The sequence below is a fragment of the Lysobacter enzymogenes genome (genome assembly GCF_017168095.1).
GTDB classification, from domain to species: domain Bacteria; phylum Pseudomonadota; class Gammaproteobacteria; order Xanthomonadales; family Xanthomonadaceae; genus Lysobacter; species Lysobacter enzymogenes_D.
Genome location: NZ_LXSD01000310.1, coordinates 1 through 20,567, shown reverse-complemented (window position 1 = coordinate 20,567; position 20,567 = coordinate 1). Strand labels below are relative to the sequence as shown.

At 66.0% G+C, this 20,567-nt stretch carries 32 protein-coding genes and 1 pseudogene; 2 read left to right on the top strand and 31 right to left on the bottom strand.

Features of this window, described 5'->3' with window-relative positions; all coding sequences use genetic code 11:
* Positions 1 to 249: 249 nt before the first annotated feature.
* Positions 250 to 1,905 carry an amidase gene (locus A7A76_RS10840; protein ID WP_206411195.1) on the top strand — a complete coding sequence of 552 codons (1,656 nt, stop codon included), beginning with the start codon at positions 250 to 252 and terminating at the stop codon, positions 1,903 to 1,905.
* Here the strand turns inward: A7A76_RS10840 and A7A76_RS26480 are convergent.
* Positions 1,856 to 2,047, bottom strand: coding sequence for a DUF6053 domain-containing protein (locus A7A76_RS26480; protein ID WP_428995122.1), 192 nt, complete (start codon positions 2,045 to 2,047; stop codon positions 1,856 to 1,858). The genes A7A76_RS10840 and A7A76_RS26480 overlap by 50 nt on opposite strands.
* Between A7A76_RS26480 and A7A76_RS26475 the strand changes: the two genes are divergently transcribed.
* Positions 1,965 to 2,261 (top strand): DUF6053 domain-containing protein, encoded by a 297-nt coding sequence (locus A7A76_RS26475; RefSeq protein WP_428995123.1) that lies wholly within the window; start codon positions 1,965 to 1,967, stop codon positions 2,259 to 2,261. The two genes, A7A76_RS26480 and A7A76_RS26475, sit on opposite strands and share 83 nt — an antisense overlap.
* Here the strand turns inward: A7A76_RS26475 and A7A76_RS10835 are convergent.
* The 30 genes and pseudogenes from A7A76_RS10835 to tuf form a co-directional block, all read right to left on the bottom strand.
* A pseudogene (locus A7A76_RS10835) lies at positions 2,152 to 3,528 on the bottom strand (class II 3-deoxy-7-phosphoheptulonate synthase); the annotation flags it as partial. The gene A7A76_RS26475 and the pseudogene A7A76_RS10835 overlap by 110 nt on opposite strands.
* 82 nt (positions 3,529 to 3,610) lie before the next feature.
* A complete protein-coding gene (locus tag A7A76_RS10830) occupies positions 3,611 to 4,120 on the bottom strand; it encodes a disulfide bond formation protein B (RefSeq protein WP_206411193.1) in 510 nt (169 codons plus the stop codon).
* Between the two features lie 364 nt (positions 4,121 to 4,484).
* Entirely contained in the window at positions 4,485 to 4,859 is a 375-nt protein-coding gene (gene rplQ, locus A7A76_RS10825; RefSeq protein ID WP_206411192.1) for a 50S ribosomal protein L17, read from the bottom strand.
* A gap of 287 nt (positions 4,860 to 5,146) precedes the next feature.
* Positions 5,147 to 6,145, bottom strand: coding sequence for a DNA-directed RNA polymerase subunit alpha (locus A7A76_RS10820; protein WP_074872162.1), 999 nt, complete (start codon positions 6,143 to 6,145; stop codon positions 5,147 to 5,149).
* A 158-nt stretch (positions 6,146 to 6,303) separates the two neighbouring features.
* Positions 6,304 to 6,933, bottom strand: coding sequence for a 30S ribosomal protein S4 (gene rpsD / locus A7A76_RS10815; protein WP_074872160.1), 630 nt, complete (start codon positions 6,931 to 6,933; stop codon positions 6,304 to 6,306).
* Positions 6,934 to 6,947: 14 nt separating this feature from the next.
* Positions 6,948 to 7,340: a 30S ribosomal protein S11 gene (rpsK, locus tag A7A76_RS10810; protein WP_057948535.1), complete on the bottom strand. Its 393-nt coding sequence runs from the start codon at positions 7,338 to 7,340 to the stop codon at positions 6,948 to 6,950.
* Between the two features lie 13 nt (positions 7,341 to 7,353).
* Positions 7,354 to 7,710 (bottom strand): 30S ribosomal protein S13, encoded by a 357-nt coding sequence (gene rpsM, locus A7A76_RS10805; protein ID WP_057948536.1) that lies wholly within the window; start codon positions 7,708 to 7,710, stop codon positions 7,354 to 7,356.
* A 230-nt stretch (positions 7,711 to 7,940) separates the two neighbouring features.
* Positions 7,941 to 9,293 carry a preprotein translocase subunit SecY gene (gene secY, locus A7A76_RS10800; RefSeq protein ID WP_425479433.1) on the bottom strand — a complete coding sequence of 451 codons (1,353 nt, stop codon included), beginning with the start codon at positions 9,291 to 9,293 and terminating at the stop codon, positions 7,941 to 7,943.
* Positions 9,294 to 9,321: 28 nt separating this feature from the next.
* Positions 9,322 to 9,759 carry a 50S ribosomal protein L15 gene (rplO, locus tag A7A76_RS10795; protein ID WP_074872153.1) on the bottom strand — a complete coding sequence of 146 codons (438 nt, stop codon included), beginning with the start codon at positions 9,757 to 9,759 and terminating at the stop codon, positions 9,322 to 9,324.
* A 6-nt stretch (positions 9,760 to 9,765) separates the two neighbouring features.
* Positions 9,766 to 9,963, bottom strand: coding sequence for a 50S ribosomal protein L30 (rpmD, locus tag A7A76_RS10790; protein WP_057948539.1), 198 nt, complete (start codon positions 9,961 to 9,963; stop codon positions 9,766 to 9,768).
* Positions 9,956 to 10,495 carry a 30S ribosomal protein S5 gene (rpsE, locus tag A7A76_RS10785; RefSeq protein WP_206411191.1) on the bottom strand — a complete coding sequence of 180 codons (540 nt, stop codon included), beginning with the start codon at positions 10,493 to 10,495 and terminating at the stop codon, positions 9,956 to 9,958. Before rpsE ends, rpmD begins: the two co-directional genes overlap by 8 nt.
* A gap of 209 nt (positions 10,496 to 10,704) precedes the next feature.
* On the bottom strand, positions 10,705 to 11,058 hold the full coding sequence (rplR, locus tag A7A76_RS10780) for a 50S ribosomal protein L18 (protein ID WP_206411190.1): 354 nt from the start codon (positions 11,056 to 11,058) through the stop codon (positions 10,705 to 10,707).
* A 66-nt stretch (positions 11,059 to 11,124) separates the two neighbouring features.
* Entirely contained in the window at positions 11,125 to 11,652 is a 528-nt protein-coding gene (gene rplF, locus A7A76_RS10775; protein WP_074872147.1) for a 50S ribosomal protein L6, read from the bottom strand.
* A gap of 15 nt (positions 11,653 to 11,667) precedes the next feature.
* Positions 11,668 to 12,066 (bottom strand): 30S ribosomal protein S8, encoded by a 399-nt coding sequence (gene rpsH, locus A7A76_RS10770; RefSeq protein ID WP_040390006.1) that lies wholly within the window; start codon positions 12,064 to 12,066, stop codon positions 11,668 to 11,670.
* A 177-nt stretch (positions 12,067 to 12,243) separates the two neighbouring features.
* Positions 12,244 to 12,549 carry a 30S ribosomal protein S14 gene (gene rpsN / locus A7A76_RS10765; RefSeq protein WP_057948544.1) on the bottom strand — a complete coding sequence of 102 codons (306 nt, stop codon included), beginning with the start codon at positions 12,547 to 12,549 and terminating at the stop codon, positions 12,244 to 12,246.
* Between the two features lie 15 nt (positions 12,550 to 12,564).
* Positions 12,565 to 13,107 (bottom strand): 50S ribosomal protein L5, encoded by a 543-nt coding sequence (rplE, locus tag A7A76_RS10760; RefSeq protein WP_206411189.1) that lies wholly within the window; start codon positions 13,105 to 13,107, stop codon positions 12,565 to 12,567.
* Positions 13,108 to 13,118: 11 nt separating this feature from the next.
* Positions 13,119 to 13,433 (bottom strand): 50S ribosomal protein L24, encoded by a 315-nt coding sequence (gene rplX, locus A7A76_RS10755; RefSeq protein ID WP_057948546.1) that lies wholly within the window; start codon positions 13,431 to 13,433, stop codon positions 13,119 to 13,121.
* A 16-nt stretch (positions 13,434 to 13,449) separates the two neighbouring features.
* Positions 13,450 to 13,818, bottom strand: a complete 369-nt coding sequence (gene rplN, locus A7A76_RS10750; protein ID WP_031373826.1) for a 50S ribosomal protein L14 — start codon at positions 13,816 to 13,818, stop codon at positions 13,450 to 13,452.
* Positions 13,819 to 13,832: 14 nt separating this feature from the next.
* Entirely contained in the window at positions 13,833 to 14,102 is a 270-nt protein-coding gene (gene rpsQ / locus A7A76_RS10745; RefSeq protein WP_057948547.1) for a 30S ribosomal protein S17, read from the bottom strand.
* A gap of 10 nt (positions 14,103 to 14,112) precedes the next feature.
* On the bottom strand, positions 14,113 to 14,298 hold the full coding sequence (rpmC, locus tag A7A76_RS10740; RefSeq protein ID WP_074872140.1) for a 50S ribosomal protein L29: 186 nt from the start codon (positions 14,296 to 14,298) through the stop codon (positions 14,113 to 14,115).
* Positions 14,298 to 14,711, bottom strand: a complete 414-nt coding sequence (rplP, locus tag A7A76_RS10735) for a 50S ribosomal protein L16 (RefSeq protein WP_055902334.1) — start codon at positions 14,709 to 14,711, stop codon at positions 14,298 to 14,300. The genes rpmC and rplP overlap by 1 nt, the downstream gene beginning before the upstream one ends.
* Before the next feature lie 6 nt (positions 14,712 to 14,717).
* Positions 14,718 to 15,479, bottom strand: coding sequence for a 30S ribosomal protein S3 (gene rpsC, locus A7A76_RS10730; protein ID WP_074872138.1), 762 nt, complete (start codon positions 15,477 to 15,479; stop codon positions 14,718 to 14,720).
* A gap of 13 nt (positions 15,480 to 15,492) precedes the next feature.
* The gene (rplV, locus tag A7A76_RS10725; protein WP_055902442.1) at positions 15,493 to 15,828 is read right to left on the bottom strand and encodes a 50S ribosomal protein L22; all 336 of its coding nucleotides are present in this window, start codon (positions 15,826 to 15,828) and stop codon (positions 15,493 to 15,495) included.
* A gap of 10 nt (positions 15,829 to 15,838) precedes the next feature.
* The gene (rpsS, locus tag A7A76_RS10720) at positions 15,839 to 16,108 is read right to left on the bottom strand and encodes a 30S ribosomal protein S19 (RefSeq protein ID WP_031373832.1); all 270 of its coding nucleotides are present in this window, start codon (positions 16,106 to 16,108) and stop codon (positions 15,839 to 15,841) included.
* Between the two features lie 6 nt (positions 16,109 to 16,114).
* Positions 16,115 to 16,942 (bottom strand): 50S ribosomal protein L2, encoded by an 828-nt coding sequence (gene rplB / locus A7A76_RS10715; protein WP_074872134.1) that lies wholly within the window; start codon positions 16,940 to 16,942, stop codon positions 16,115 to 16,117.
* A 10-nt stretch (positions 16,943 to 16,952) separates the two neighbouring features.
* Complete coding sequence (rplW, locus tag A7A76_RS10710) at positions 16,953 to 17,249, bottom strand: 50S ribosomal protein L23 (protein ID WP_206411188.1); 297 nt, start codon at positions 17,247 to 17,249, stop codon at positions 16,953 to 16,955.
* Entirely contained in the window at positions 17,246 to 17,851 is a 606-nt protein-coding gene (gene rplD, locus A7A76_RS10705; protein WP_123647193.1) for a 50S ribosomal protein L4, read from the bottom strand. The genes rplW and rplD overlap by 4 nt, the downstream gene beginning before the upstream one ends.
* Before the next feature lie 12 nt (positions 17,852 to 17,863).
* Positions 17,864 to 18,517 (bottom strand): 50S ribosomal protein L3, encoded by a 654-nt coding sequence (gene rplC, locus A7A76_RS10700; RefSeq protein WP_057948555.1) that lies wholly within the window; start codon positions 18,515 to 18,517, stop codon positions 17,864 to 17,866.
* A 10-nt stretch (positions 18,518 to 18,527) separates the two neighbouring features.
* Positions 18,528 to 18,839 carry a 30S ribosomal protein S10 gene (gene rpsJ, locus A7A76_RS10695; protein WP_022968186.1) on the bottom strand — a complete coding sequence of 104 codons (312 nt, stop codon included), beginning with the start codon at positions 18,837 to 18,839 and terminating at the stop codon, positions 18,528 to 18,530.
* Positions 18,840 to 19,391: 552 nt separating this feature from the next.
* Positions 19,392 to 20,567 (bottom strand): elongation factor Tu (tuf, locus tag A7A76_RS10690; protein ID WP_241200861.1); only part of this gene is annotated, 1,176 nt, incomplete at its 5' end.

Below are 20,567 nucleotides of genomic sequence, written 5' to 3'. Positions count from 1 at the left end.
AAAAGCATCGGGGCTGAAGCCCCTCCCACAGGAAGCCTCTCCCACAGTCGGAGCCACGCAGCTCCTGCAGAACGCCCGCGCCGATCACCCTGTCTCACCCGCCGTGCCGCCCTGCACGCTCCCAGCGTGCGCTTTACGCAGGCCACGACCGCCGACGCCGCGCAATCCCCCGCCCGCGCCGCGCCCGGCTTCCGCGCGCGGGCGCCGCAGGCATACTCGCCTCGCCCTCGCCTCGTTCCGGAACCGGCCATGCCCGTCCTGTCTCCCGCGCCGCGCCCGATCGCGCTCGTCTGCCTCGCGGCCTTCGCCGCCGCCCTAGCCGGCTGCGCCGGCGGCCCTGCACCGCGGCCGCCGCAACCCATCGCCGCCTCCGCCGCGCAGGCGCCGCGCGACTTCGTTCCCGGCGACCCGCTGCGCATCGCCGAGGCCGACCTCGCCTCGCTGGCCGCGCGCATGGCCGGCGGCGAACTCAGCAGCGCGCGCCTGACCCAGGCCTACCTCGACCGCATCGCCGCGCTCGACGATGCCGGCCCGCAGCTCAACGCGGTGATCGAGCTCAATCCCAATGCGCTGAATGAGGCGCGCGCGCTCGATGAAGAACGCAAGGCCGGCCGTACCCGCGGCCCGCTGCACGGCATTCCGGTGTTGATCAAGGACAACATCGACGCGGTGCCGATGGTCAACTCGGCCGGCTCGCTGGCGCTGGCCGCGCACCGGCCCAGGCAGGACGCGCCGCTGGTCGCGGCGCTGCGCCAGGCCGGCGCGGTGATCCTGGGCAAGACCAACCTCAGCGAGTGGGCCAACTTCCGCTCCGACCGCTCGATCTCCGGCTGGAGCGGCCGCGGCGGGCTCACCCGCAATCCCTACGCGCTCGACCGCAGCGCCTGCGGCTCCAGCAGCGGCACCGGCGCGGCCATCGCCGCCAGCCTGGCCGCGGTCGGCGTGGGCACCGAAACCGACGGCAGCATCCTGTGCCCGGCGGCGATGAACGGACTGGTCGGGTTCAAGCCCAGCGTCGGTCTGGTCAGCCGCGCCGGCATCATTCCGATTTCGCACAGCCAGGACACCGCCGGCCCGATGGCGCGCAGCGTCGCCGACGCGGCGCAACTGCTCAACGTCCTCGCCGCGGCCGACGCCGGCGGCGACAGCGCCGCCCAGGCCGCGCCCGCCAGGCGCGACCAGGACTTCCTCGCCGCGCTCGACGCCGACGCCCTGCACGGCGCGCGCCTGGGCCTGCTGCGCGACACCGGCATCAAGCTCCACCCCGAGCAGGACGCGGCGCTGCAGCGCAGCCTCAAGGCCTTGCGCGACGCCGGCGCGACCGTGGTCGAGGTGCGCATGCCGAACGCCGGCAAATGGGGCGCCGCCGAGTTCGAAGTCATGCTGTACGAGTTCAAGGACGGCCTGCAGCGCTATCTGCAGGGCAGCGACGCGCCGGTCAAGACGCTGGACGAGCTGATCGCGTTCAACCGCGCCAACGCCGCGCGCGAGATGCCGTTCTTCGGCCAGGAGCTGTTCGAGCAGGCGGCGAAGAAAGGCCCGCTGACCGACGCCGCCTACCGCAAGGCCGCCGCGCAGGCGCGCGCGCTGGCCGGCGCGCAAGGCATCGACGCGCTGATGAAGAAGCACCGGCTCGACGCGCTGATCGCGCCGGCGACGACACCGGCGTTCATGGTCGACCCGGTCAACGGCGACGCCTTCGGCGGCGCCAGCTGGGGCGCGGCCGCGGTCGCCGGCTACCCGAGCCTGACCGTGCCGATGGGCGAGGCCCAGGGCCTGCCGGTCGGCCTGGCGTTCATGGGCCGGCGCTGGGACGACGCCAGGCTGCTGTCGCTGGGGTATGCCTTCGAGCAGATCACCCAGGCGCGCACGGCGCCGAAGTATCGGGTGACGTTGAGTCCCTGAGCCTGTCGTGGCTGCGGCTTCGGCTGCAGCTTTGGCTTTGGCTGCAGCTTTGGCTTCTTGTGGGAGGGACTTCAGTCCCGATGCCTTCCGCTCCGATCGCGGCGATCTCAGACAAAGGCATCGGGACTGAAGTCCCTCCCACAAAGGCCGGCCAGCTCCGCCGGAATTCCCTCCCGCAACGAAAGAGCCCGCCTGACGGCGGGCTTTTTCGTTCGGCACAACGTCAACCGATCAAGCCGGCGCCGCGATCTGCGCCTGCTTGCGCACGATCAGCATCGCCACTTCCAGCGCCTGCTCGTAGTTCAAACGCGGATCGACCGTCGAACGGTACGCGCGTTCCAGATCGCTCTCGGTGAGCTCGCGCGCGCCGCCCAGGCACTCGGTCACGTCCTCGCCGGTCAGCTCCAGGTGCACCCCGCCGAGGCGGGTGCCGGCCGCGGCGTGCAGTTCGAAGCTCTGCTCGATCTCGGCGCGGATGTTGCGGAAGCGGCGGGTCTTGTAGCCGTTGCTGGTGCTCTCGGTGTTGCCGTGCATCGGATCGCACACCCACAGCACGCGGCGGCCGTCGCGGCGCATCGCCTCCAGCAGCGGCGGCAGCTTGTCGGCGATCGCGGTCGCGCCCATGCGGTGGATGAAGGTCAGCCGGCCCGGCTCGTCCTCGGGGTTGAGCAGGTCGATCGTGCGCAGCATCTGGTCCGGCGTCACCGACGGGCCGACCTTGAGCGCGATCGGGTTGCGGATGCCGCGGAAGTACTCGGCGTGGGCGCCGTCCACCGCCGCGGTGCGCATGCCGATCCACGGGTAGTGGGTGCTGAGGTTGAAGTGGCCCCAGTGGCGCGGCACCTGCCGGGTCAGCGACTCCTCGTACGGCAGCAGCAGCGCCTCGTGCGAGGTGTAGAAGTCGACCCGGTTGAGGTTGTGCACCTGCGAACCCGACAGCGTCTCCATGAAGCGCACCGCGTCGCCGATGGCGTTGACCATGCGCCGGTACTCGTCGGCCAGCGGCGAGTGGCCGACCCAGCTGAGGTTCCAGTACTCGGGATGGTGCAGGTCGGCGAAACCGCCGTCGATCAGCGCGCGCACGAAGTTCATCGTCATCGACGAACGCGCGTGCGCCTTGATCATGCGGCGCGGGTCGGGCCGGCGCGCGGCCTCGGTGAAGGCCGGGCCGTTGACCATGTCGCCGCGGTAGCTCGGCAGGGTCACCCCGTCGATGGTCTCGCTGTCGGCCGAACGCGGTTTGGCGTACTGGCCGGCGAAACGGCCGACCCGCACCACCGGCTTGCGCATGCCGTGCACCAGCACCAGGCTCATCTGCAGCAGCACCTTGAGCCGGTTGGAGATGACGTCGGAGGTGCACGAGTCGAAGCTCTCCGCGCAGTCGCCGCCTTGCAGCAAAAATCGCTTGCCTTCCTGCGCCTCGGCGAGCTGTTGCTTGAGCGAAAGGATCTCCCACGACGTCACCAGCGGCGGCAGCTGGCGCAGTTCGGACAAGGCGGATTCGAGTTCGGCCTGGTCCGGATAGGTCGGCAGCTGCAGTGCGGTGCGCTCGCGCCAGGAGGTCGGGCTCCAGTCGGCGGGAAGGTTGACGGCACGGAGGTTGCTGCGGTCGGAGGCGCTCATTTGCTGGATTCCGTTGGGTGTCGCGGTGTGTGGGAGGTTGGGGTGGAAGGGAGGGGTGGCGAAGACGGCGGGATGCGGCGGTTTACTTGCTGGAACGCGCGCGGAACGCGGCATAGGCCGCCCACAGCGCCAGCACGACGAAGCAGATCAGGCTCCAGGCCGGCATCGCCAGGCCCAGGAAGGTCCAGTCGACGTTGGCGCATTCGCCCGAGCCGGTCATGACCTTGCGGATCACGCCGCCGATCGGCATCGCGCCCATCATGTAATCCAGGCCGGGGCCGCAGGCCGGAACCTGGTCCGGCGGCAGGTGCTGCAGACGCACGTGGTTGCCGGCCACGGCGATGCCGGCGCCGGCCGCGATCAGGGCGAGCACGCCCCAGATCCGCCGGCCCAGCGGCTTGCCGGGGCCGTGGATGGCGCCAAGCAGGAACATCAGCCCGAGCGCGGCGAACGCCACGCGCTGGAAGATGCACAGCGGACACGGTTCGAGGTGCTGGTAGAACTGCAGGTACACGGCATACGCGAGCAAGCCCGCGCAAGCCAGGAAACCGAGCAGGAATTGGATCCGGAAGGAGGCTTTGAAGGGGTTCATGTACACACCATACGGGTCGGGGTCGGGTCGTGCCAATGTCCAATCGCCATGTGATGAGGCGACGCTGCGCGGCTGCGCAGCCCCAGATGGACCTCATCGGCGGCGCTAAAGTTGCCGCGCTGCGACGATTCGTCTACCCATCGACGGCCGTCCGATTCCTGCCTGCCCGAATCCTCCCAAGTGCGTTCGACGAGCCTACCGCACTGCAACATTTACCGGGGTAACCGTTGCCGCAGTAACCGTCGCCGGAAAGCAAAAACCCCGACCTCTCGGCCGGGGTTTTGCTCGCTTGGACCCCGACCGCTGCGCGGCCGAGACCCAGTGTGCTGGCTGTCCGTCGCGCCGCATGCGGCGCGCACGGGAATTACTCGGTCGCCGCTTCCGGACGATCCACCAGCTCGACATAGGCCATCGGCGCATTGTCGCCGGCGCGGAAACCGCACTTGAGGATGCGCAGGTAGCCGCCCGGACGGCTCGCATAGCGCGGGCCCAGGGTGGTGAACAGGGTGCCGACGGCTTCCTTGTCGCGCAGGCGCGAGAAGGCCAGGCGGCGGTTGGCGACGCCGTCCTTCTTGGCCAGGGTGATCAGCGGCTCGGCGACGCGGCGCAGTTCCTTGGCCTTGGGCAGGGTGGTGCGGATGAGGCCGTGCTTGATCAGCGAGGCGGCCATGTTGGTGAACATGGCATCGCGGTGCGCGCTGGTACGGCTGAACTTACGACCGGCTTTCTGGTGACGCATGACGGTGATTCCTGTGAATGTTGTGACGGTTGGACTTCGCTGTCGCCATCCAGGCGTTGGAGCATTGGACTGCGGATGGTCCGAACCGGCCTTCCCTGACCGGCAGGCCGCGGACTTGGTGGTCCGTCGGCGAGGTGGTACGTGGTGCGGATTGCGGTGGCGCGGGTGAATCAAGAGTCCACGCTTCGGCGTTCGGCCTCAACGTGGACTCTTTCGCGCCCCCTGCCCGGCGCAGCGCGCCGGGCGTTCGCCCAAGCGCGCGGCAGTGCCGTGCAAGCGGCTTGGGCTCACCCCATCATGCCGTGCGAGGCGATGCCCGCCGGCGGCCAGTTTTCCAGCTTCATGCCGAGGGACAGGCCGCGCTGAGCCAGCACTTCCTTGATCTCGGTGAGCGACTTCTTGCCCAGGTTCGGGGTCTTGAGCAGCTCGACCTCGGTCTTCTGGATCAGGTCGCCGACGTAGTAGATGCTCTCGGCCTTGAGGCAGTTGGCCGAACGCACCGTCAGCTCCAGATCGTCGATCGGGCGCAGCAGGATCGGATCGATGCCGCTGGTGGCCGGCTTCTGCGCACCGCGGTCGCGGTGGGTGAAGTCGCCGAACACCGACAGCTGATCGGTGAGGATGTCGGCGGCGGTGCGCACGGCTTCCTCGGCGTCGATCGTGCCGTTGGTCTCGATGTCCAGAACCAGCTTGTCGAGGTCGGTGCGCTGCTCGACGCGCGCGGCTTCCACGGCGTAGGCGACGCGGCGCACCGGCGAGAAGCTGGCGTCCAGCATCAGGCGGCCGATGGCGCGGGTTTCTTCGTCCGGACGACGGCGCGAGGCCGCCGGCTGGTAGCCGAAGCCGCGCTCGATCTTCAGACGCATGTTGATCGCCGTGTCCTTGGTCAGGTGGCAGATCACATGGTCGGTGTTGAGGATTTCGACGTTGTGGTCGGTCTTGATGTCGCCGGCGGTGACGATGCCGGGGCCCTGCTTGGCCAGCGACAGCGTCGAGGACTCGCCGGTGTGCATGCGGATGGCCACGTCCTTCAGGTTCAGCAGGACTTCCAGCACGTCCTCTTCCAGACCTTCGACCGTGGTGTACTCGTGCAGCACGCCGTCGATTTCGACTTCGGTGATGGCGAAACCCGGGATCGACGACAGCAGCACGCGGCGCAACGCGTTGCCCAGCGTGTGGCCGTAACCGCGCTCCAACGGCTCGATCACGACTTTGGCGCGATTGCCGTTGAGGCGTTCGATCTGCGGGCCACGCGGGCGCAGTACCTGGTTGGCGGTAACCGTCATGTTTCGGTGTCTCCAATGACCTTCGCCGGGGGGCGACGGAAGGCTTTAGCTCTTGGAGCCCCCTCGAATCGAGGGAGCGGCCGCCGCGGCTGAAGCCACGGCGGCCTGGGGTGCACAGCGCGCCGGATTCGCGAGAACCCGGCGCAGGGCTTGCACTATTACTTGCTGTACAACTCGACGATCAGCGCTTCGTTGATGTCGGCCGGCAGATCCGCGCGATCCGGAACCGCCTTGAACACGCCGCTGAACTTCTTGCTGTCGACTTCGACCCACGACGGCGACAGGTCCATCTGCGAGGAGACGGTCAGCGACTCCTGCACGCGCAGCTGCTTCTGGGCGCGTTCGGACAGGGCGATGATGTCGCCGGCCTTGACCTGGTACGACGGCAGGTTGACCGACTTGCCGTTGACGGTGACGCCGCGGTGCGAGACCAGCTGGCGGGCGGCCGGACGGGTCACGGCGAAGCCCATGCGGTAGACGACGTTGTCCAGGCGGGTTTCCAGGAACTGCAACAGGTTTTCACCGGTGTTGCCCTTCTTGGTCGAGGCCTTCTTGTAGTAGTTGCGGAACTGACGCTCCAGCAGACCGTAGATGCGCTTGACCTTCTGCTTCTCGCGCAGCTGGGTGGCGTAGTCCGACAGCTTGCCCTTGCGGGCGGTCGGGCCGTGCTGGCCGGGCTTCTGCTCGAGCTTGCACTTGGAGTCGAGGGCGCGCGCCGACGACTTCAGGCCGAGGTCGGCGCCTTCGCGACGGGCGAGCTTACAGGTGGGACCGATATAACGAGCCATGTTCTTTCAGCTCCTCAGACGCGACGCTTCTTCGGCGGACGGCACCCGTTGTGCGGGATCGGCGTCACGTCGATGATGTTGATGATCTTGTAACCGACGTTGTTCAGCGAACGCACGGCGGATTCACGGCCCGGACCCGGGCCCTTGATGCGCACTTCCAGCGACTTGACGCCGTAGTCGAGCGCAGCACGGCCGGCCTTTTCGGCGGCGACCTGGGCGGCGAACGGGGTCGACTTGCGCGAGCCGCGGAAACCGGCGCCGCCCGAAGTCGCCCACGACAGCGCGTTGCCCTGGCGGTCGGTGATCGTGATGATGGTGTTGTTGAAAGAAGCGTGGACGTGGGCGATGCCGTCGGTGACGACGCGCTTGATCTTCTTCTTGGTCTTGACTGCTGCCGGCTTGGCCATGGTCTAGGTCCCCTTACTTCTTGATGGCCTTGCGCGGACCCTTGCGGGTACGAGCATTGGTCCGGGTACGCTGACCACGCAGCGGCAGGCCGCGACGGTGACGCAGGCCGCGGTAGCAGCCCAGGTCCATCAGACGCTTGATGGCGATGCCGATTTCGCGGCGCAGATCGCCTTCGACCACGAACTTGCCGACCTCGGCGCGCAGGCGCTCGACTTCCGGCTCGGACAGGTCACGGATCTTGGTGCTCGAAGTCACGCCTGCGGTTTCGCAGATCTGCTTCGAACGGGTACGGCCGATGCCGTAGATGCTCTGGAGCCCAACCCAGACATGCTTCTGGGCAGGCAGATTGACGCCCGCAATACGCGCCATAACGCGATCTCCAACTGGTTTGGCGGCCGAGACGGATTAATCCCGGCGGAGTGAACTGGAAATTGTATCTAGGTCTCGGGTTAATAGGAAGCCCCGCGGCACCCGAAGGTGCCACGGTGCTCCGGCATGGGGAGTGTGCCCATGCTCCGGCGACGAGTCGGAACTGGCTGAATGGCGATGCCCTGCCCCTCAGCCCCGCGCGCTACTCTGGCGCGCGAACCGGTTCTGACTCACCCGCGCGCGAGACCGCCGCGCGAGCCGCCCTTCAGGTTCGCTTTCTTCAACAGGCTTTCGTACTGATGCGACATCAGATGCGCCTGGATTTGAGCGATGAAATCCATCACCACGACCACCACGATCAGCAGCGAGGTGCCGCCGAAGTAGAACGAGGTGCCCAGTTGGGTCCGCATGACCTCCGGCAGGAGGCAGACGATCACCAGGTAAATCGCGCCGGCCGCCGTCAGGCGGGTCAGCACGCCGTCCACATAATCCGCCGTCGCCTTGCCCGGGCGGATGCCCGGAATCAACGCACCCGACTTCTTGAGGTTGTCGGCGGTTTCCTGCGAGTTGAACACCAGCGCCGTGTAGAAGAACGCGAAGCCGATGATCAAGCCAGCATACAGGATCATGTGCACCGGTTCACCCGGGGCCAGCCACTGGCTGAGCCGCTGGAGGAAACCGGAGAAACCCGAACCGCTGTTGCTCTGGGCGAACCAGGTCGCGGCGGTGGCGGGGAACATCACGATGCTCGAAGCGAAGATCGCCGGGATCACGCCCGACATGTTGAGCTTCAGGGGCAGGAACGACGCCTGGTTCATATAGGCGTTGCGACCGCCCTGACGGCGCGCGTAGTTGACCGTGATCCGGCGCTGGCCGCGTTCGACGAAGACCACCAGGTAGGTGAAGCCGAACACCAGCAGGATCACCACGATCGCCGCGATCGCGCTCATATCGCCGTTGCGGATCTGCTCGAACATATGCAGGACCGCGGCCGGCAGGCCGGCGACGATGCCGGCGAAGATGATGAGCGAAACGCCGTTGCCGACGCCACGTTCGGTGATCTGTTCGCCCAGCCACATCAGGAACATGGTGCCCGCGGTCAACGCGATCACCGCGGTCAGGATGAAGCCCATGCCCGGCGCATACACCACCGGCACGCCGTCGGGCGCCACGCTGGACTGCAGGCCGGCGGCGATGCCCCAGGCCTGGAACACCGCCAGCGGAATGGCGCCCATGCGCGACCACTGGTTGATCTTGCGCCGGCCCGACTCGCCTTCCTTCTGGATGGCCTTCAGGCTGGGCACGATCTGCACCAGCAGCTGCACGATGATCGACGCCGAGATGTACGGCATCACATTGAGGGCGAACAGGCTGAAGCGATGCAGGGCGCCGCCCGAGAACATGTTGAACATGTCCACGATGGTGCCCTGCTTGGTCTCCATGAACTTGACCATCGCCTCCGGGTTGATACCCGGCACCGGGATGTAGCTGCCGATGCGATAGACGATCAACGCGCCGATGACGAACAGCAGACGCTGACGCAACTCGGTGAACTTGCCGAGCCCGCCGCCGATACCAGCCATTGCGTTGCCGCTGCGCGCCATTCGTCAGTTACTCCTCGATCTTGCCGCCGGCCGCTTCGATGGCGGCCTTGGCGCCAGCGGTAGCGAGCACGCCCTTGAGCACGAACTTCTTGGTCAGCTCGCCCTTCTTCACGATCTTGGCCTGCTTGGCCGTGCTCGGAACGAGCTTGGCGGCCTTCAGCGCGGCGAAATCGATCTCGCCGGCTTCCAGCTTGTCCAGCTGGTACAGCAGCACTTCGGCGGTATCCTTGGCCAGCTTCGAGCGGAAGCCGATCTTGGGCAGGCGACGCTGCATGGGCATCTGGCCGCCTTCGAAGCCGGCCTTGATCTTGCCCTTGCCCGAGCGCGCGAACGAGCCCTTGTGGCCGCGACCGGCGGTCTTGCCCAGGCCGGAACCGATGCCGCGACCGACGCGGGTACGTTCCTGACGGGCGCCGTCGGCGGGCTTGAGAGTGTTGAGACGCATGATGGATTACTCCTCGACCTGGACGAGGTAGTGAACCTTGTTGATCAGACCGCGAACCTGCGGGCTGTCCTTGAGTTCACGCACATCGTTGAGCTTGTTCAGGCCCAGCGCGCGCACCGACAGGCGGTGACGCGACTGGGTGCCACGCAGACCCTTGACCAGACGCACCTTGACGGTGCCGGTACCGGCTTCGTTCTTAGCCATTGAGGAGATCCTCCACCTTCTTGCCGCGCTTGGCCGCGATCTTGGCCGGCGAGTGCATTTCGGTCAGGCCCCGCAGGGTAGCGCGAACCAGGTTGATCGGGTTGCGCGAACCGGTGGCCTTGGCCAGCACGTTCTTGACGCCGACCGCTTCGAGCACGGCGCGCATCGCGCCGCCGGCGATCACGCCGGTACCTTCCGACGCCGGCTGCATGTACACATGCGCCGCGCCGTGGCCCGACTTGACGGCGTGCCACAGGGTGCCGTTGTTGAGCTCGACGGTGTTCATCGCCTTGCGCGCGTATTCCATCGACTTCTGGATCGCGACCGGCACTTCGCGCGCCTTGCCGTAGCCGAAGCCGACCTTGCCGTTGCCGTCGCCCACCACCGTCAGCGCGGTGAAGGTGAACTGGCGGCCGCCCTTGACGGTCTTGCTGACGCGGTTGACCGCGATCAGCTTCTCGATCATGCCGTCGTCGATCTCTTCGCGGTTGCGATCGCGATCGCGGCCCCGCGGCGCTCTTTCGTCTGCCATTTCGATAATCTCGTTGATTGAAGGAATTTGCGGCGTGGCCGCTTATGGTTGTGAAGTACTTCGGGTGCAGCGGCCGCCGCGGCAATCCGCGATGGCGCCCGACGCGGCCCGCGTCGGCAGGTGAAACGATTCGGTGCCCAAGGCGTGGAGACGAATCTCCACGCTTTCAAGTCCGGATGCGGGCGCGCCCCTGAGAGGCGCGCGCCGGATCAGAACTGCAGGCCGCCTTCGCGCGCGGCGTCGGCCAGCGCCTTGATGCGGCCGTGGTAGCGGTAGCCCGAGCGGTCGAACGCGACCTTCTCGATGCCGGCGGCCTTGGCGCGCTCGGCGATCATCTTGCCGACCTTGGCGGCGGCTTCGGCGTTCTTGCCGTTCTTCAGGCCTTCCTTGACGTCGGCCTGCACGGTCGAGGCGGTGGCCAGGACCTTGGAGCCGTCGGCGGTGAAGACCTGGGCGTACAGGTGCTGACCGGTGCGCAGCACGGTCAGACGGGCGACGCCGAGGTTGCGGATGTGCGAGCGGGTCGACTTGGCGCGACGCAGGCGAGCGGTGTTCTTGTTCATGTTCTGATCTCCGAAAGCTGAAGACTTGGTCTATCGAGGCCGGCCCGGGGGCCGGCGCCCTACCCGTTAAGCCTTCTTGGCTTCCTTGCGGATGATGACTTCGCCGGCGTACTTCACACCCTTGCCCTTATAGGGCTCCGGCGGACGGAAACCGCGAATCTTGGCGGCGACTTCGCCCACGCGCTGCTTGTCCGCGCCCTGGACCAGGATCTCGGTCTGGGTCGGAGCGGCGAGGGTGATGCCTTCCGGGGCCTGGAACACGACCGGGTGCGAGAAACCCAGCGACAGGCTGAGGTCCTTGCCCTGCATCGCGGCGCGGTAACCGACGCCGACCAGCTCGAGCTTGCGCTCGAAACCTTCCGACACGCCCTTGACCATGTTGGCCAGGATCGCGCGCAGGGTGCCGGTCAGCGGGATCAGCGCGGCGTCTTCGGTGGCGAAGACCGCTTCGTTGTTTTCGATCTTGAGGTTGATCGCGGCGGGCTTGGCGATGGTCAGCGAGCCCTTCGGGCCCTTGGCGACGATCGAATCGGCCTGCACGTTGACTTCGACGCCCTTCGGCAGGGCGATCGGCTTCTTGGCAACTCGGGACATGGTTCGTTTACTCCCTTAGGCCACGAAGCACAGGACTTCACCGCCGACGCCCTGCTGGCGCGCCTGCGCATCGGTCATGATGCCCTTGGAGGTGGAGATGATGGCGACGCCCAGGCCACCGAGGACCTTGGGCAGATCGGCCTTGCCGCGGTACTGGCGCAGGCCCGAGCGGGAGTAGCGCTGCAGGCGCTCGATCACCGGCTTGCCTTCGTAGTACTTCAGCGAAATTTCGAGTTCGGACTTGCCCGGGGCGACCTCGGTCACGCGGGAGTCCAGGATGTAGCCCTCTTCCTTCAGCACGGCGGCGATGGCCACCTTCACCTTGGACGAAGGCATCTTCACCGTCTGCTTGCGCACAGCGGCCGCATTCTTGATGCGGACCAGCATGTCGGCGATGGGATCAGTCATGCTCATTAAAAGTCACCTATGAGTAGCACCGATATCCGCGGGATTGCGAATTTCAGTTGTATATAGCCTCTTGCAACAACGCCAGCGCGGCCCGAAGGCCGCGCTGGAAACCCGGGCCGAAGCCCGGGAAGCCGGCAACTATAACAGACTTTTAAGGTCTGCTCGGTTGCCGGCGTGGATCGCTTACCAGCTGGCCTTGCGCAGGCCCGGCACGTCGCCGCGCATGGTGGCTTCGCGCAGCTTGTTGCGGCCCAGGCCGAACTTCTGGTAGACGCCGCGCGAACGGCCGGTCAGGGCGCAACGGTTGCGCTGACGGCTCGGCGAGGAGTCGCGCGGCAGCTTCTGCAGCTTGACCACCGCGTCCATCTTGTCTTCGTACGAGGACGCGTCGCTGGAGATGATCTTCTTCAGCGCGTCGCGCTTGGCCGCGAACTTCTTCGCCAGCTTGGCCCGCTTGAGGTCGCGGTTGACCATGGAGGTCTTAGCCATTGTTCAATCCTAGCCTCAGTTACGGAACGGGAAGCGGAAGGCTTCGAGCAGGGCCTTGGCCTCGGCGTCGGTCTTCGCGGTCGTGGTGATCGCGATGTCCATGCCGCGCAGGGCGTCGACCTGGTCGAAGTCGATTTCCGGGAAGATGATCTGTTCCTTGACGCCCATGTTGTAGTTGCCGCGGCCGTCGAACGAACGGCCCGACACGCCGCGGAAGTCGCGGACGCGCGGCAGCGAGATGTTGATCAGGCGGTCCAGGAACTCGAACATCTTGGCGCGGCGCAGGGTGACCTTGGCGCCGATCGGCCAGCCGTCGCGGATCTTGAACGAAGCCACCGACACGCGGGACTTGGTCACGACCGGCTTCTGACCGGCGATCTTGGTCATGTCGGCGACGGCATTTTCCAGGATCTTCTTGTTGGTGGCGGCTTCGCCCACGCCCATGTTCAGCGTGATCTTGACGAGGCGCGGCACTTCCATCGGGTTCTTGTAGCCGAACTTTTCGGTCAGCGCGGGAACCACTTCTTTCTTGTAAAACTCTTCGAGCCGGGTGGTCATCTCAGCATTCCTCAGGCGTCAACCGCCTCACCGCTGGAGCGGAACACACGCAATTTGCGTCCATCCTCCAGCACCTTGAAACCGATGCGTTCGCCCTTGCCGGTGGCCGGGTTGAACAGCATGACGTTGGAAATGTGGATCGGCGCTTCGCGCTCCACCACGCCGCCCGGCTGGTTGGCCTGCGGATTCGGCTTGGTGTGGCGCTTGACGATGTTGATGTTCGACACGACGACCTTGTCGCCGAGCACGCGCACCACATCGCCCTTCTTGCCCTTGTCCTTGCCGGCGGTGACGATCACCTGATCGCCCTTCTTGATACGGTTCATGGTCTAGTTCCTCCGCTCAGAGCACTTCAGGCGCGAGCGAAACGATCTTCATGAACTTCTCCGAGCGCAGCTCGCGAGTCACGGGCCCGAAGATACGGGTGCCGATCGGCTCATGCTTGTTGTTGAGCAACACCGCAGCGTTGCCGTCGAAGCGGATCAGCGAGCCGTCCGGACGGCGCACACCCTTGCGGGTGCGGACCACGACGGCGTCGTAGACGTCGCCCTTCTTGACCTTGCCGCGCGGGATCGCGTCCTTCACGGTGACCTTGATGATGTCGCCAATGTGCGCGTAGCGGCGCTTGGAGCCGCCGAGCACCTTGATGCACATCACTTCCTTAGCCCCGGAGTTGTCGGCCACGCCGAGGTAGCTTTGCATCTGGATCATGGTTCAGCCTCCTCTTATTCGGCCACGCGGCTGACGATCTCAACCACGCTCCAGTTCTTGGTCTTGGACAGCGGAGCGATCTCCTTCACGCGCACGATGTCGCCTTCCTTGCAGGCGTTGTCGGCGTCGTGGGCGTGGAGCTTGGTCGAGCGGCGGATGTACTTGCCGTACAGCGCGTGCTTGACCTGGCGCTCGACGAGCACGGTGACGGTCTTGTCCATCTTGTTGCTGACGACCCGGCCTTCAACCGTGCGCACAGCCTTCTCTGTCTTGTTGTCGGTCATGGCAGGGTCCTTACTTCTTCTCGCCCAGCAGCATGTTGACGCGAGCGATCTCGCGGCGCACGCGGCGGGCCTCGTGGGTCTTGGCGAGCTGGCCGGTGGCCTTCTGCATGCGCAGGGCGAAGCCCTCCTTGTGCAGCTCGACCAGATGAGCCTTCAGCTCATCGGCAGACTTCTCGCGCAGTTGCTTGAGTTCCATTAGCGCACCGTCCGGGTAACGAAAGTGGTGGTCACCGAGAGCTTGGCGGCGGCCAGGCGGAACGCTTCGCGCGCCACGTCTTCGGCCACACCTTCGATCTCGTAAATCATGCGACCGGGCTGGATCTGGGCGACCCAGTACTCGACGTTGCCCTTACCGGAGCCCATTCGGACTTCGATCGGCTTCTTGGTGATCGGCTTGTCCGGGAACACGCGGATCCACATCTTGCCGCCGCGCTTGACGTAGCGGCTGATCGAGCGGCGGGCCGCTTCGATCTGGCGAGCGGTCAGCTGGCCGTGCGCGGTCGCCTTGAGGCCGTACTCGCCGAAGCTGACGGCGTTGCCGTTCCAGCTCAGGCCCTCGTTACGGCCCTTGTGTACCTTGCGGTACTTGGTTCGCTTGGGTTGCAGCATGGCGGATTACCTCTGTTCGCGGGCAGGACGGCCCGAGCGGTCGTTGCGATCGCCGCGGTCGCCGCGATCGCCGCGGTCGCCACGGTCACCACGCTCGTTGCGCGGCGAGTCGTCCTGCTTCTCCTGGCCGATCTGGGCGAAATCGAACACTTCGCCCTTATAGATCCAGGTCTTGATGCCGATGATGCCGTAGGTCGTCTTGGCTTCGGCGAAGCCGTAGTCGATGTCGGCGCGCAGGGTATGCAGCGGCACGCGGCCTTCGCGATACCACTCCGAACGCGCGATCTCGGCGCCGTTGAGGCGGCCGGCGACGTTGACCTTGATGCCCAGGGCGCCCAGGCGCATCGCGTTGCCCACCGCGCGCTTCATCGCGCGGCGGAACATGATGCGGCGCTCGAGCTGCTGCGCGATCGATTCGGCGACCAGCTGCGCGTCGAGTTCCGGCTTGCGGACCTCGGTCACGTTGATGTGCGCCGGAACGCCCATCAGGTTGCTGACTTCCTTACGCAGCTTCTCGATGTCCTCGCCGCGCTTGCCGATCACCACGCCCGGACGGGCGGTGTGGATCGTCACGCGGGCGTTGTTCGCCGGACGTTCGATGAAGATCTTCGAGATGCCGGCCTGAGCCAGCTTCTTGCGAAGCATCTCGCGAACCTTCAGGTCAGCCGCCAGGTATTCGGCGTACTGCTTCTTGTTGGCGAACCACTTGGAATTCCAATCCTTGGCGATGCCCAGGCGGATTCCGGTCGGATGAACTTTATGACCCATTGTCTACTCCGCCTTACTTGCCGGCGCCCACAACCACAGTGATGTGGCTGGTGCGCTTGAGGATGCGGGTGCCGCGGCCCTTCGCACGCGCCATGAAGCGCTTAAGTGCGGGACCCTCGTCAACCATGATGGTCTTGACCTTGAGATCGTCGACGTCGGCGCCCTGGTTGTTCTCGGCGTTGGCGATGGCGGACTCCACGACCTTGCGGATCAGTGCAGCAGCCTTCTTGTCCGAGAACTTCAGCAGGTTGACGGCGCGCTCGGCGGATAGACCGCGCACCTGGTCGGCGACCAGGCGGGCCTTCTGCGGGGAGATGCGCGCGGTGCGCAGGATGGCTTTCGCTTCCATGGTCATCTCCTTACTTGCCCGACTTCTTGTCGCCGCCGTGACCCTTGAACGTACGGGTCAGGGCGAACTCGCCAAGCTTGTGGCCAACCATGTTTTCGTTGACCAGCACCGGGATGTGGTTCTTGCCGTTGTGGACGGCGATCGTGAAACCCACCATCTCCGGCAGCACCATCGAGCGGCGCGACCAAGTCTTGATCGGCTTCTTGTTGTTGCCCGCGGTCTCCACCTTCTTGATCAGATGGTGGTCGACGAACGGACCCTTCTTCAGTGAACGTGCCATGGCCGATTAACCCCTGCGATCGCGCACGATGAATTGCGTGGTGCGCTTGTTCTTGCGCGTCTTGTAACCCTTGGTCGGAACACCCCACGGGGTGACCGGATGCGGGTTGCCCTGGCCAGCCTTCGCCTCACCACCGCCGTGCGGATGGTCGACGGGGTTCATGGCCGCGCCGCGGACGGTCGGCTTGATGCCGCGCCAACGCTTGGCGCCGGCCTTGCCGAGCTTCTCGAGGCTGTGCTCGTCGTTGCCGACTTCGCCGATGGTGGCGCGGCACTCGACCGGCACCTTGCGCATTTCGCCGGAGCGAAGACGCAGCGTGGCGTAGCCCTGCTCGCGAGCCACCAGGTAGGCGCTGGCGCCGGCCGCGCGGGCCAGCTGGGCGCCCTTGCCCGGCTTCATCTCGACGCAGCACACGGTGGAGCCGACCGGGATGTTGGTCAGCGGCAGCGTATTGCCCACCTTGATGGGGGCGTCGCGGCCGGCGATGACCTGGTCGCCGTCCTTCAGGCCCTTCGGGGCGATGATGTAACGGCGCTCGCCATCGACGTAGCACAGCAGCGCGATGTGCGCGGTGCGGTTGGGATCGTATTCGATCCGCTCCACGCGCGCCGGGATGCCTTCCTTGTCGCGCTTGAAGTCGATGATGCGGTAGTGCTGCTTGTGACCGCCGCCGATGTGGCGGGTGGTGATCCGGCCGTGGTGGTTACGGCCGCCGGTCTTGCCCTGCTTTTCGATCAGGGCCGCGTGCGGCGCGCCCTTGTGCAGGCCCGGGGTCACGACGCGGACCGCGTTGCGGCGGCCTGCGGAGGTGGGCTTGAAAGTCATCAATGCCATGGGTCTTTCCTCAGGCCTTGGCCATCACGTCGATCGACTGGCCGTCGGCCAGCTTCACGTACGCCTTGCGCCAGTCGCCGCGACGGCCCATGCGGTTGCGGAAGGCCTTGTTCTTGCCCTTCACGTTGACCACATTGACAGCCTCGACCTTGACGTCGAACAGCTTTTCCACGGCGACCTTGATGTCGGCCTTGGTGGCTTCGTTCGAAACTTCGAAGACGTATTGGTTGGAAACTTCCTGCAGACGCGCGGTCTTTTCGGACACGCGCGGCGCGCGGATGATGCTGTAGAGCTTGGCGTCGTTCATGCCAGCCACTCCTCGATCTTCTTGACCGCATCGCTGGTGAGCACGACCGAGTCGGCGCCGACGAGGGCGACCGGATCCAGGCCCTGGACATCACGCACTTCGACGTACGGCAGGTTGCGGGCCGAGAGGTACAGGTTCTCGGTGGCCTCTTCGGTGACGATCAGCGGACGGCGGCCGACTTCCAGGCTCTTGAGCTTTTCGATCAGGCCCTTGGTCTTCGGCGCATCGATGTCGAAGCTCTCGACGACCTTGATCCGGCCCTGGCGGTTCAGCTCGGACAGGATCGCGGCGATCGCGGCGCGGTACATCTTGCGGTTGACCTTCTGCGCGAAGCTGCGCGGCTTGGCCGCGAAGGTCACGCCGCCGCCGACGAAGATCGGAGCGGTCAGAGCGCCGTGACGAGCGCCGCCGCCCTTCTGCTTCTTCGACTTCTTGGTGGTGCCGTTGACTTCCGAACGGGTCTTCTGCGCCTTGGTGCCGGCGCGACCGGCGTTGCGATAGGCGACGACGACCTGATGGACCAGGTCTTCGCTGAATTCGCGGCCGAAGATCTCGTCGGAGACCGACAGAGTCTTGCTGCTGTTGTTGATGGCGAGTTCCATCGTCATCTCTCCTTATGCCTTGCTCGAGGGACGGACGATCACGTCGCCACCCGGCGCGCCCGGCACGGCGCCCTTGATCGCGATCAGGCCGCGCTCGGCGTCGACCTTGACCACTTCAAGACGCTGGGTGCTCTGCTGGACGGCGCCCATGTGGCCCGACATCTTCTTGCCCGGAAACACGCGGCCCGGCGTCTGGCGCTGGCCGATGGAGCCCGGCGAGCGGTGCGACAGCGAGTTACCGTGCGTCGCGTCGCCCATGCGGAAGTTCCAGCGCTTGATCGTGCCCTGGAAGCCCTTGCCCTTGGTGACGCCCTGGACGTCGACCAGCTGGCCGGCGCTGAAGATGTCGGCCTTGATCTCGCCGCCCACTTCGAAGGCGCCGATCTGGTCGGCTTCCACGCGCAGCTCCCACAGGCCGCGACCGGCTTCGACCTTCGCCTTGGCGAGGTGACCGGCTTCGGGCTTGTTGACGAGCGCGGCGCGGCGCACGCCGACCGTCACCTGCACGGCGCTGTAGCCGTCGGTGTCTTCGGTCTTGATCTGGGTGATGCGGTTCGGGGTCGCCTCGATGAGGGTCACCGGAACCGACTTGCCGTCTTCGGTGAAGAAACGGCTCATGCCGGCCTTGCGACCGACGATGCCCAACGAATACTTCTTCGCGGTCATAGTGGTTGCCTCAGGTCAGCTTGATCTGGACATCAACGCCAGCCGCGAGTTCGAGCTTCATCAGCGCGTCCACGGTCTTGTCGTTGGGGTCGACGATGTCGAGCACGCGCTTGTGCGTGCGGGTCTCGTACTGGTCGCGCGCGTCCTTGTCGACGTGCGGGGAGACGAGAACGGTATAGCGCTCGATCTTGGTCGGCAGGGGGATCGGGCCGCGCACTTGCGCGCCGGTCCGCTTGGCCGTTTCGACGATCTCGCTGGCCGAGCGGTCGATCAGACGATGATCGTACGCCTTGAGCCGGATCCGGATCTTTTGGTCCGCCATGAACGGAATTCCTTGGTTGAAAGAGCGACGGGACGGCTTCTGGGTGCGCCGGCCCCACGAAAACGCAAACACTCCAGGGCAACACCCTCGCCCCGGAGCTTCCTTGCCTGGAAAAGCTAAGGCGGCCCGGTTTCCCGGCCCGCCCCAGACTGAGCAGAACGCACGAAGGGCCCCGTTACTGTTCCCTGGATGCCTTGTGGGCCCGGAACGTACGGAGCTGCCGTGCGACATATCCCTGTCTGGCGAATACGAGGGACGTCCTGTTCCTCATTTCGCTGGTTGTGCCGGTCTGGGAACCAGGCTGGCACGGTGGTCGCGCATTCTAGCGGCATTGACGGGGGCGATGCAACTCCCCTGTCCTGCGGGATTGCGGACCGGCCGGCAGATCCGTTCAGGGAGCTGGCTGGCCTGGAAAAGCCGCGGCGGCCGGGAGGCCGCCGCGGGATCTTTCGCCTGAGACTTCGGGGGTTAGGCCTCGTCTCTGGATCCCCGCTTTCGCGGGGATGACGATCTGACCAGGCCGCGCGCGCAAAGCGCGCGCGGGTCAGATCGTCACTTCAGGATCTTCGACACCACGCCGGCGCCGACGGTGCGGCCGCCTTCGCGGATCGCGAAGCGCAGGCCTTCGTCCATCGCCACCGGGTTGATCAGCTGCACGACCATCTTGATGTTGTCGCCCGGCATGACCATCTCGACGCCTTCCGGCAGCGTCACCGCGCCGGTGATGTCGGTGGTGCGGAAGTAGAACTGCGGACGGTAGCCCTTGAAGAACGGGGTGTGGCGGCCGCCTTCGTCCTTCGACAGCACGTACACCTCGCCCTCGAACTCGGTGTGCGGGGTGATCGAACCCGGCTTGGCCAGCACCTGGCCGCGCTCGACGTCGTCACGCTTGGTGCCGCGCAGCAGCAGGCCCGCGTTGTCGCCCGCCTGGCCCTGGTCCAGCAGCTTGCGGAACATCTCGACGCCGGTGACCGTGGTCTTCTGGGTCGGACGGATGCCGACGATTTCGATTTCGTCGCCCACCTTGATGATGCCGCGCTCGATACGGCCGGTCACCACGGTGCCGCGGCCCGAGATCGAGAACACGTCTTCCACCGGCATCAGGAACGGCTTGTCGATCGCGCGCTCCGGCTCCGGAATGAAGCTATCCAGCGCCTCGACCAGCTTGATGATCGCCGGCACGCCGATCTCGCTCTGGTCGCCTTCCAGCGCCAGACGGGCCGAGCCGTGGATGATCGGGGTGTCGTCGCCCGGGAACTCGTACTTCGACAGCAGCTCGCGCACTTCCATCTCGACCAGCTCGAGCAGCTCGGCGTCGTCCACCATGTCGGCCTTGTTCAGGAACACGACGATGTACGGCACGCCGACCTGACGCGACAGCAGGATGTGTTCGCGGGTCTGCGGCATCGGGCCGTCAGCGGCCGAGCACACCAGGATCGCGCCGTCCATCTGCGCCGCACCCGTGATCATGTTCTTCACGTAGTCGGCGTGGCCCGGGCAGTCCACGTGCGCGTAGTGGCGGTTCGGGCTTTCGTATTCGACGTGTGCGGTCGAAATCGTGATGCCGCGAGCCTTCTCTTCCGGCGCCGCGTCGATCGCGTCGTACGCCTTGAATTCGCCACCGAAACGCTCGGCGCCGACCTTGGTCAGAGCGGCCGTCAGCGTGGTCTTGCCGTGGTCGACGTGACCGATCGTGCCGACGTTCACGTGCGGCTTGGTGCGCTCGAA

Coding starts and splice junctions, on each gene's coding strand:
- rplN (WP_031373826.1), bottom strand. CDS start 13,818: ATGATCCAGATGCAAAGCTACCTCGGCGTGGCCGACAACTCCGGGGCT.
- rplP (WP_055902334.1), bottom strand. CDS start 14,711: ATGCTGCAACCCAAGCGAACCAAGTACCGCAAGGTACACAAGGGCCGT.
- A7A76_RS10840 (WP_206411195.1), top strand. CDS start 250: ATGCCCGTCCTGTCTCCCGCGCCGCGCCCGATCGCGCTCGTCTGCCTC.
- rpsH (WP_040390006.1), bottom strand. CDS start 12,066: ATGAGCATGACTGATCCCATCGCCGACATGCTGGTCCGCATCAAGAAT.
- rplQ (WP_206411192.1), bottom strand. CDS start 4,859: ATGCGTCACCAGAAAGCCGGTCGTAAGTTCAGCCGTACCAGCGCGCAC.
- rplX (WP_057948546.1), bottom strand. CDS start 13,433: ATGAACCGTATCAAGAAGGGCGATCAGGTGATCGTCACCGCCGGCAAG.
- rpsC (WP_074872138.1), bottom strand. CDS start 15,479: ATGGGTCATAAAGTTCATCCGACCGGAATCCGCCTGGGCATCGCCAAG.
- rplO (WP_074872153.1), bottom strand. CDS start 9,759: ATGCGTCTCAACACTCTCAAGCCCGCCGACGGCGCCCGTCAGGAACGT.
- rplE (WP_206411189.1), bottom strand. CDS start 13,107: ATGACCACCCGGCTCGAAGAGTTTTACAAGAAAGAAGTGGTTCCCGCG.
- A7A76_RS10820 (WP_074872162.1), bottom strand. CDS start 6,145: ATGACGGTTACCGCCAACCAGGTACTGCGCCCGCGTGGCCCGCAGATC.
- A7A76_RS10830 (WP_206411193.1), bottom strand. CDS start 4,120: ATGAACCCCTTCAAAGCCTCCTTCCGGATCCAATTCCTGCTCGGTTTC.
- rpmD (WP_057948539.1), bottom strand. CDS start 9,963: ATGGCTAAGAACGAAGCCGGTACCGGCACCGTCAAGGTGCGTCTGGTC.
- rplR (WP_206411190.1), bottom strand. CDS start 11,058: ATGAACAAGAACACCGCTCGCCTGCGTCGCGCCAAGTCGACCCGCTCG.
- rpsD (WP_074872160.1), bottom strand. CDS start 6,933: ATGGCTCGTTATATCGGTCCCACCTGTAAGCTCGCCCGTCGCGAAGGC.
- rplC (WP_057948555.1), bottom strand. CDS start 18,517: ATGACCGCGAAGAAGTATTCGTTGGGCATCGTCGGTCGCAAGGCCGGC.
- rpsS (WP_031373832.1), bottom strand. CDS start 16,108: ATGGCACGTTCACTGAAGAAGGGTCCGTTCGTCGACCACCATCTGATC.
- rpsM (WP_057948536.1), bottom strand. CDS start 7,710: ATGGCGCGTATTGCGGGCGTCAATCTGCCTGCCCAGAAGCATGTCTGG.
- rpsK (WP_057948535.1), bottom strand. CDS start 7,340: ATGGCCAAGCCGGCAGCAGTCAAGACCAAGAAGAAGATCAAGCGCGTC.
- rplB (WP_074872134.1), bottom strand. CDS start 16,942: ATGGCATTGATGACTTTCAAGCCCACCTCCGCAGGCCGCCGCAACGCG.
- rplV (WP_055902442.1), bottom strand. CDS start 15,828: ATGGAAGCGAAAGCCATCCTGCGCACCGCGCGCATCTCCCCGCAGAAG.
- rplF (WP_074872147.1), bottom strand. CDS start 11,652: ATGTCCCGAGTTGCCAAGAAGCCGATCGCCCTGCCGAAGGGCGTCGAA.
- rplW (WP_206411188.1), bottom strand. CDS start 17,249: ATGAACGACGCCAAGCTCTACAGCATCATCCGCGCGCCGCGCGTGTCC.
- secY (WP_425479433.1), bottom strand. CDS start 9,293: ATGGCTGGTATCGGCGGCGGGCTCGGCAAGTTCACCGAGTTGCGTCAG.
- rpsE (WP_206411191.1), bottom strand. CDS start 10,495: ATGGCAGACGAAAGAGCGCCGCGGGGCCGCGATCGCGATCGCAACCGC.
- rpsN (WP_057948544.1), bottom strand. CDS start 12,549: ATGGCTAAGACCTCCATGGTCAACCGCGACCTCAAGCGGGCCAAGCTG.
- rplD (WP_123647193.1), bottom strand. CDS start 17,851: ATGGAACTCGCCATCAACAACAGCAGCAAGACTCTGTCGGTCTCCGAC.
- rpsQ (WP_057948547.1), bottom strand. CDS start 14,102: ATGACCGACAACAAGACAGAGAAGGCTGTGCGCACGGTTGAAGGCCGG.
- rpmC (WP_074872140.1), bottom strand. CDS start 14,298: ATGGAACTCAAGCAACTGCGCGAGAAGTCTGCCGATGAGCTGAAGGCT.
- rpsJ (WP_022968186.1), bottom strand. CDS start 18,839: ATGGCGGACCAAAAGATCCGGATCCGGCTCAAGGCGTACGATCATCGT.